The sequence below is a fragment of the uncultured Escherichia sp. genome (assembly GCF_948475835.1).
In the GTDB taxonomy this organism is placed as follows: Bacteria; Pseudomonadota; Gammaproteobacteria; order Enterobacterales; family Enterobacteriaceae; genus ECMA0423.
Map to the genome: position 1 here is coordinate 1 of NZ_CAOLGM010000180.1, position 6,663 is coordinate 6,663.

At 47.7% G+C, this 6,663-nt stretch carries 5 protein-coding genes; 2 read left to right on the forward strand and 3 right to left on the reverse strand.

Annotated features, from left to right (window positions below; all coding sequences use genetic code 11):
- Nucleotides 1-157 precede the first annotated feature (157 nt).
- Nucleotides 158-349 (reverse strand): YfgG family protein, encoded by a 192-nt coding sequence (locus QZF50_RS21975; protein ID WP_000076001.1) that lies wholly within the window; start codon nucleotides 347-349, stop codon nucleotides 158-160.
- A 17-nt stretch (nucleotides 350-366) separates the two neighbouring features.
- Between QZF50_RS21975 and QZF50_RS21980 the strand changes: the two genes are divergently transcribed.
- Together QZF50_RS21980 and pdeF are read left to right on the forward strand one after the other, a co-directional pair.
- Nucleotides 367-519, forward strand: a complete 153-nt coding sequence (locus QZF50_RS21980) for a hypothetical protein (protein WP_000017552.1) — start codon at nucleotides 367-369, stop codon at nucleotides 517-519.
- 181 nt (nucleotides 520-700) lie between these two features.
- Nucleotides 701-2,944, forward strand: coding sequence for a cyclic-guanylate-specific phosphodiesterase PdeF (pdeF, locus tag QZF50_RS21985; RefSeq protein ID WP_000772732.1), 2,244 nt, complete (start codon nucleotides 701-703; stop codon nucleotides 2,942-2,944).
- 38 nt (nucleotides 2,945-2,982) lie between these two features.
- Here the strand turns inward: pdeF and ppx are convergent, their stop codons facing one another.
- Together ppx and ppk1 are read right to left on the reverse strand one after the other, a co-directional pair.
- Nucleotides 2,983-4,524, reverse strand: coding sequence for an exopolyphosphatase (ppx, locus tag QZF50_RS21990; RefSeq protein WP_290388994.1), 1,542 nt, complete (start codon nucleotides 4,522-4,524; stop codon nucleotides 2,983-2,985).
- Between the two features lie 4 nt (nucleotides 4,525-4,528).
- Entirely contained in the window at nucleotides 4,529-6,595 is a 2,067-nt protein-coding gene (gene ppk1, locus QZF50_RS21995) for a polyphosphate kinase 1 (protein ID WP_000529576.1), read from the reverse strand.
- Nucleotides 6,596-6,663 lie beyond the last annotated feature (68 nt).

A 6,663-nucleotide genomic window follows, 5' to 3' on the forward strand; every position in this document is an offset into this window, starting at 1 on the left:
TTTATATTTATTTCGCAGCCAAACAGGATAAACATCAGTCAGGACAAAGACGTAAAATTTAAGATGAAAGAATATCTGCCGCTTTGATAATTCCAAAGAGCAAAAGCATCCGACAGCGAAGTGCCGTTAGGTTCTGTGAAAGTGGAGAAGGTAACCGCTAACGTTGTACCGGTGATTCGACGGAGAGTGTGGATTGCTGAGCTTCTTTTTTGCTCTGATGGTGCTGCCAGGCACCGACGGACGAGTAGATAAAACGGCCAAAGAAGAAGATAAAGCTGATGAGCAGTACGATACGGGTCATGCGACTGTTAAATCGGTGTCGTTTTCGCATACTGGTTGCCTGACTCACAAAAGGTTCCTTGAAGTATGTCCCACGCTGTGGACGGTACTTACATTAAGGCACAACAGGACAAAATGGTCAATTCTTCGTTATGTAAAAAAGCGTCAGTGGATACATATTTTAATGTTATGGAAGTTAATTTAATTATTTACAATGATGATGTAATAATGATGAATTAACATGATAAACGTAATAATTCATTAATCAGGGTTATTTTGTTTGATATATATCAATTGGAACTTTCATATGACACTTAGAATCAATGCTCTCTATAGTGATGAATAATCATCATTCGAAGTCAGGTGGGATGCCTGTCTGAATACACCTCCTTCAGGATGTGGGGGATTCTGCTGAGCATCTATGAAACTGAATGCAACTTATATAAAAATACGTGATAAATGGTGGGGGCTTCCGCTGTTCCTGCCTTCTTTAATCTTGCCCATTTTCGCCCACATTAATACTTTCGCGCATATTTCTTCCGGTGAGGTTTTTCTCTTTTATCTGCCTCTGGCACTGATGATCAGCATGATGATGTTTTTCAGCTGGGCGGCATTGCCAGGGATCGCCTTAGGGATTTTTGTCCGCAAATATGCAGAGCTGGGTTTTTACGAAACGCTATCATTAACGGCTAATTTTATTATCATTATCATTCTCTGTTGGGGCGGTTACAGGGTCTTTACTCCCCGGCGTAACAACGTTTCACATGGTGATACCCGTTTAATTTCCCAGCGTATATTCTGGCAGATTGTGTTTCCTGCAACGCTGTTTCTGATACTTTTCCAGTTTGCTGCATTTGTAGGATTACTGGCGAGCAGAGAAAATCTGGTCGGTGTCATGCCTTTTAACCTCGGGACTTTAATCAATTATCAGGCCTTACTGGTGGGTAATCTGATCGGTGTCCCGCTGTGCTACTTCATCATTCGGGTAGTGCGAAATCCATTTTATTTACGTAGCTATTATTCGCAATTAAAACAGCAGGTTGATGCCAAAGTCACCAAAAAAGAGTTCGCGCTCTGGCTACTGGCATTAGGTGCTTTATTGTTGCTGTTATGCATGCCGTTAAATGAAAAAAGCACAATTTTTAGCACCAATTATACCTTGTCATTATTGCTGCCCCTGATGATGTGGGGAGCGATGCGCTATGGTTATAAGCTGATTTCGCTGCTCTGGGCGGTCGTGTTGATGATCAGCATCCACAGCTATCAAAATTACATTCCCATTTATCCTGGCTATACCACGCAGCTGACCATAACCTCCTCCAGTTATCTGGTATTCTCTTTTATTGTCAATTATATGGCTGTACTGGCAACTCGTCAGCGAGCGGTAGTCAGACGCATTCAGCGGCTTGCGTATGTGGACCCGGTGGTTCATCTGCCAAATGTTCGCGCCCTGAATCGCGCGTTGCGTGATGCCCCCTGGTCTGCGCTTTGTTATTTACGCATCCCTGGCATGGAAATGCTGGTTAAGAACTATGGCATCATGCTGCGGATTCAATACAAGCAAAAACTTTCTCACTGGCTGTCACCCTTGCTGGAACCGGGTGAAGATGTTTATCAGCTTTCGGGTAACGATCTCGCGCTGCGACTGAATACAGAATCGCACCAGGAGCGCATTACCGCACTGGATAGCCATCTCAAGCAATTTCGTTTCTTTTGGGATGGCATGCCGATGCAACCGCAGATTGGCGTCAGCTACTGCTATGTGCGCTCGCCAGTGAATCATATCTACCTGCTGCTGGGAGAGCTAAATACGGTCGCCGAACTTTCCATCGTGACCAACGCCCCGGAAAATATGCAGCGTCGCGGGGCAATGTATTTGCAACGCGAATTGAAAGATAAAGTCGCGATGATGAATCGACTACAGCAGGCGCTGGAACACAACCATTTTTTCCTGATGGCCCAGCCGATTACCGGTATGCGTGGTGATGTTTACCATGAAATTCTTCTGCGCATGAAAGGTGAGAATGATGAACTGATCAGCCCCGATAGCTTCTTGCCGGTCGCGCACGAATTTGGTTTATCGTCGAGTATCGACATGTGGGTCATTGAGCATACGCTGCAATTTATGGCTGAAAACAGAGCGAAGATGCCCGCTCACCGTTTTGCTATTAATCTGTCTCCAACCTCGGTATGTCAGGCTCGTTTTCCTGTTGAAGTCAGTCAGTTGCTGGCTAAATATCAGATTGAAGCGTGGCAACTTATTTTTGAAGTCACCGAAAGTAATGCTCTGACCAATGTTAAGCAGGCGCAAATCACCTTGCAGCATCTTCAGGAATTAGGCTGCCAGATTGCGATTGATGATTTCGGCACCGGCTACGCCAGCTATGCACGGCTTAAAAATGTGAATGCCGATCTGCTTAAAATTGACGGCAGTTTTATCCGCAATATTGTGTCAAATAGTCTGGATTATCAGATAGTGGCATCGATTTGCCACCTGGCGCGAATGAAGAAAATGCGGGTAGTGGCAGAGTACGTTGAAAACGAAGAGATCCGCGAGGCGGTGCTCTCTTTGGGGATCGATTATATGCAGGGTTATCTTATTGGTAAGCCGCAGCCGTTAATTGATACGTTGAATGAAATCGAACCCATTCGCGAAAGTGCCTGAATAATGCGGGCCGACATTTCTCGTCGGCCCGCAAAGCATTAAGCGGCGATTTCAGGTGTACTTTCTTCTTCAATTTTCAACCGCCAGCCAGCCACGCCTTCCCAGTATTCTTGCTCCTTTTCCAGATCAAGCAGTACCAGCGCATTCTGACTAAACCAGTCATGCGGGAAACGCAGTGTCCAGTGACTGTCATCAGTAATCAGTGTCAATGTTGGCGGTGTGGTGGTTGCCTGACGTTGATTGTTTAGTAATACGCCAAGGCGCAATAGCTGTATCAGTGGCAGGAACTGTTTCTTCTTAAACAAGGTAAAGCGCGGCAGATCGTCGAGCTTAATCGCTTTACGGTGATAGCGCACCAGTGTCGCCATCATCAGCTGCTGTTCCTGATTAAAACCCGGCAAGTCACTGTTTTGCAGAATATAAGCGGAGTGGCGATGCAAACCGCTGTGGTTGATATTCAACCCGACCTCATGCAGCATGGCGGCCCATCGCAGTAGCGCCTCCAGTTGCGGATGCGCCAGCTTCGGTTGCTGTTCCCGCCACTGTTCGTACATTTGCATAGTGGTATCCAGCACTCGTCGGGCCTGTTCGCTGTCGATGTGATACTGGTTGGCGAGGCTGCTGGCGGTGCGACTACGCACATCCTGATGACGGAAACGTCCTTCCATTTCATACAGTACGCCTTCGCGTAACGCCCCGTCAGAAAGGCGCAGTTCACGGATGGCTAAAGCATCAAACACACCGCATAAAATCGCCAGTCCAGGAACGAAGACTGTTTTCCGCTCTTCGGAAAGACCCGGTAAACTCAGCGATGCGAAATTACGGTGACGTAAAACTTCTTTTACCAGTTTTTCCAGACGTTCCGGGGTAATTATCCCGTCTTTCTCGCCCATTTCCATTAACACTTCATGGGCGGCTTTTATGGTACCGGAAGCGCCCATTGCCACGTTCCAGCCCTGAATACGGAATTGCCAGGTTAAAGTTTCCAGTTTTTGTGCTGCCGCCATACGAGCGCGCTGAAAATTCTCTTTATTGATGACCCCGCCAGGGAAGTAAAGCTGGGCAAAGCTGACACAACCCATCCGGCGGCTTTCAACGAGCATCGGTTCGAAATTTTCACCAATCACCAGTTCCGTAGATCCGCCGCCAATATCAATAACCAGTTTGCGACCTTTCTCCGGTTGGGTATGTTCCACGCCCATAAAAATCAGACGGGCTTCTTCATTACCGGAAATAATTTCAATCGGGTAGGGAATGACCTTTTCCGCGCGTTTCAGAAAGTCAGTGGCGTTCAGCGCCTGACGCAGCGTATGGGTGCCGACTATACAGACGCTGGCAGGAGAAAACCCTTGTAGCCGTTCGGCAAACAGCGACAGACAGTTCAAACCGCGCGTCATTGCCTCTTCACTCAACATATTATCTGGCCCCAGGCCGTCCGCCAGATGCACCCGCTGTTTCAGGCGGCCAATAATCTGCATGGCACCATCTACCACACGGGCTATGACCATGTGAAAACTGTTTGAACCAAGATCGACCGCAGCAAACTCCTGCGGACGAGGGGATTTATCGTGTATTGGCATAGGGTTATTCAGGTTGTTCGAGTGATTTGATGTAGTCGTAAATCGCCAACTGCGCCCGTACTTTGCGGCGATTGCCGCGGGGAACGTAGCGATTACTGAGTTCTTTATCGATATAACGTGCTTTGACCGTATCGCTGAACAATATGTCGATGATGTCCAGCACCCGCTGCTTCAGGCGCGGATCGAGCAGCGGCGTCGCCACCTCAATACGATAATCAATATTGCGCGTCATCCAGTCGGCGGAAGAAAGGTAGACCTTTTTATCGCCGCCATTTTCAAAAATATAAACCCGGTCATGTTCAAGGTAACGGTCAACAATACTGATGGCACGAATGTTGTCGCTAATGCCTTCCAGATTGGGGATCAGCGAACACATTCCGCGAACCAGCAGATTAACCGGTACGCCGGAGCTGGAGGCCGCATACAGACGATCAACCAGGCCTTTATCGACAAGGTTATTTAGCTTCAGGGTGATACCGCTGGGCAGCCCTTGCTGCGCGTTGGCGATTTCGCGGTCTACCATTTCATATAACAGACGGCGAGAATTTTGCGGTGACACCATTAAATAATCAAATGTCACCGGGCGGTATGGGTTTTCAATAAAGTTAAATACCCGCCGTACTTCGTTGGTGATACGCGCATCGGCGGTCAGCAATGAATAGTCAGTATAAAGACGCGCGGTTTTTTCGTTAAAGTTCCCGGTCCCGATGTGTGCGTAACGCACCACTTCACCGTTTTCTTTTCGTGAAATCAGGAACAGTTTGGCGTGAATTTTCAGCCCCGGCGCAGAGAAGATAACGTGCACGCCTGCTTCGGTCAGGCGCTTCGCCCAGTGAATGTTAGCTTCTTCGTCGAAACGCGCCTGTAACTCAACCACCACGGTGACTTTCTTACCGTTATGTGCGGCGTGGATCATCGAGTCGATGATGCGTGAATCTTTCGCCACGCGGTAAATGTTAATTTTAATCGCCAGTACGCTCGGGTCGAACGAAGCCTGACGCAGCAGTTCCAGCACATGCTCAAAGGTGTGATAAGGATAATAGAGCAACACATCGCGTTCGCGAATGGCATCAAAACCATTGCGGAACTGGGCTTTATCAAACCAAATATGGCGTAAACGCGGCAGTGGTTTGTTCACCAGATTGGCTTTGCCGACATTGGGGAAATTAATAAAGTCTTTAAAATTATGATAACGACCGCCGGGGACGATGGAGTCGTAGCGGGAAATAGTCAGTTTTTCGCGTAACACTTCAACCAGCGCATTGGGCATATCGCGCTGATAAACAAAACGCACCGGCTCAGCAGTTAAACGCTGCTTGAGACTGGAAGACATCAACTCCATCAGGCTGGCTTCCATCTCATGCACTAAATCGTATTCGGCATCGCGGGTCATCTTCATTGAATAGGCATTCAGCGCGTCATAATCAAAGAAGCCTTTGAAAATATCATCAAGGCAGTAACGCAGAATGTTATCCAGAAGAATCATCGGCTTGCGTCGACGCGGCGCTTCTGGCGGTAAATTCACAAAGCGCGGCACTTTATCTGATGGGATCTCCAGCAGCGCGTAACGGATGGTATCGCCACGGATAATTTCCACCGCCAGATAGGTGTAATCATCTTTCAGGAACTGCACTAAGTCAGTGTCAGGATTGATTAAAATCGGCGTAATGTGCTGACGCAGATACTGCTTAAAATAATGACGCAGCCAGTTTTGTTGATTGACGGAGAGCTGGCGTTCATTAATCAGGAAGATCTGGTTACGCGCCATCTCCAGCAGCAGCTCGTTGTAGAGGCCGTCGAATTCCTGATCGGCTTTCAGCACCCGGGACTGAATTTTGCCCAGTAAATGGCGGGAATGAGAGTTGGAGCCTTGTTCTTCGCTAATAATGATGCGTCGCTTCAGTTCAGCGAAGCGGACTTTATAGAACTCATCAAGGTTATTGGAATAGATCCCCAGGAAACGCATCCTTTCAATCAGCGGGTTAGATTTGTCCGCCGCTTCCTGAAGCACGCGTTCATTGAACGATAACCAACTGAGCTCTTTTTCGATGTATAGCTTTTCCTGACCCATTACCACTTTTACTCCGTTTTATTCACGGGACACTGCCTGGATATTATGGCGAGCAATATTGGCAGATG

Bases quoted from the DNA above. Each gene is read 5' to 3' on its own strand.
- QZF50_RS21980 (WP_000017552.1), top strand. From the start codon at position 367: ATGTCCCACGCTGTGGACGGTACTTACATTAAGGCACAACAGGACAAA.
- pdeF (WP_000772732.1), top strand. From the start codon at position 701: ATGAAACTGAATGCAACTTATATAAAAATACGTGATAAATGGTGGGGG.
- ppx (WP_290388994.1), bottom strand. From the start codon at position 4,524: ATGCCAATACACGATAAATCCCCTCGTCCGCAGGAGTTTGCTGCGGTC.
- ppk1 (WP_000529576.1), bottom strand. From the start codon at position 6,595: ATGGGTCAGGAAAAGCTATACATCGAAAAAGAGCTCAGTTGGTTATCG.